The organism is Treponema sp. R8-4-B8, from assembly GCF_054786175.1.
The window spans coordinates 1-1,535 of sequence record NZ_BDHE01000092.1; the positions used below are offsets into that span (position 1 = coordinate 1).

Consider the following 1,535-nt stretch of genomic DNA (forward strand, 5'->3'; position numbering starts at 1 on the left):
AGATATGGATTAATTTGCTCAACTGTCCAGCTTTTATTGTCTTCAAAACGTATTAATGTTTTTTCTATAAAAATATTGAGAGCCGGTATTTTTGGCTCTATGCCTAATTCTATACCCGACTTTTTCTTAATCAATAGCTCATTGATTATTTCCAGTAAGTCTTTATCAAGTATCTGGCTTAATAATTTTTCAAATTCCAGAGGCGGCGATTCTTTAAAATTTTCTATCCACATACAAGCTAAAATAGGCCTTAAAACATAAAAGTATTTTTTAATTTTTACTTCATCAGCCTGCAAGTACTGCCGGTAGTTTCTGTTTGCCATATGTAAATAGTGATATATTGATGATATTGGCGAAAAATAAGGCTTGGACAATTCTTCCATAATGTTGTAGAAATAATAATCTTTATAATAAACAATAGGGGATTTAAGCCATTCAAATAAAACAGGATTAGATTTGTTTAACAAAAATAAGGCTTTTCTTAAATCCCAACCGGAATAATCAAATTCATCAACTATCGGATATTCAATAACATCGCGTTTTGGAAGAATATTTAAATACCAATCTTTTTTATGCACATATATAAATCGAATATCATAATCACTGTCAGTAGATTCAAACCCCCATGCCCTTGAACCAGATTCTATGGCGTATAAAATTTTAACAGAATGTTCTTCTTCAATTTTTGGTAATCTTTCAAGAATAGTGTTTTTTACGTTTTCTTTATTCATTACTTGTTGTTCTTATTTAGATTATATACTAACAATGCAGATTGTGTTAAGATACGGTCTTCCCATAATCCATTTATAAAAGCTATAATATCCTATTATGCCCCTGTCATGGAACGAAATCAGATTAAGAGCCTCTAACTTCGTAAACGAATGGAAAGACAAAGCTTCAAAAACACGAGAAGAAGCGGACGCGCAGGATTTTCAAACTGACTTTCTTAATATTTTCGGCGTTTCAAGAAGACAAGTCGCCAATTTTGAACATAGAGTAAAAATTAGCGGTCAGGGGGATTTATTAGGCAATACAAATTCCATGCGGTAAATCCCGTTGATATTGAAGCTGCCGAACATATGGGCGAACTACACGACGCTCTCAAAGAAAGCCATTATTCAGGGCATCAGCTTGAAATGTACCTTGTCCGTCTTCTTTTCTGTTTATTTGCCGATGACTCAGGCATTTTTGAAGAAAAAAAAGTGTTTTTTAGGTACATCAAAGAAAGAACAAATGAGGACGGCAGCGATTTAGCGCTTCATTTAGGGCAAATATTTGACGTGCTAAACAAGCCGTTAGAAAAACGCTTAAAAAACATTGATGAAACGCTGAATAAATTTCCATACATAGACGGCAATCTGTTTGAGGAAAGGCTGGAAACCGCCGCTTTTAATTCGATAATGCGAAAGACATTACTAAAATGTTGTACTCTGGACTGGTCAAAGATAAAACCTGAAATCTTCGGGGCTATGTTCCAGAGCGTAAATGATAAAGAAAGCCGGCGTGCGTTAGGTGAGCATTATACCAGTGAGGAA

Annotated in this window: 3 protein-coding genes; 2 read left to right on the forward strand and 1 reads right to left on the reverse strand. The window is 34.4% G+C overall.

Annotation, left to right across the window (positions count from 1 at the left end; genetic code table 11):
- A partial coding sequence (locus ACYVRA_RS06455) for a nucleotidyltransferase domain-containing protein (RefSeq protein WP_461251928.1) occupies positions 1 to 731 on the reverse strand: 731 nt, incomplete at its 3' end.
- 97 nt (positions 732 to 828) lie between these two features.
- On the opposite strand from ACYVRA_RS06455, the gene ACYVRA_RS06460 reads away from it, so the two are divergent.
- Both ACYVRA_RS06460 and ACYVRA_RS06465 read left to right on the forward strand, forming a co-directional pair.
- The gene (locus ACYVRA_RS06460; RefSeq protein ID WP_461251929.1) at positions 829 to 1,050 is read left to right on the forward strand and encodes a hypothetical protein; all 222 of its coding nucleotides are present in this window, start codon (positions 829 to 831) and stop codon (positions 1,048 to 1,050) included.
- A gap of 29 nt (positions 1,051 to 1,079) precedes the next feature.
- On the forward strand, positions 1,080 to 1,535 hold a 456-nt coding region (locus ACYVRA_RS06465; protein WP_461251930.1), incomplete at its 3' end, for a type IIL restriction-modification enzyme MmeI.

Excerpts from the sequence above, each read along its gene's own strand:
- ACYVRA_RS06460 (WP_461251929.1), top strand. The coding sequence starts at position 829 with ATGCCCCTGTCATGGAACGAAATCAGATTAAGAGCCTCTAACTTCGTA.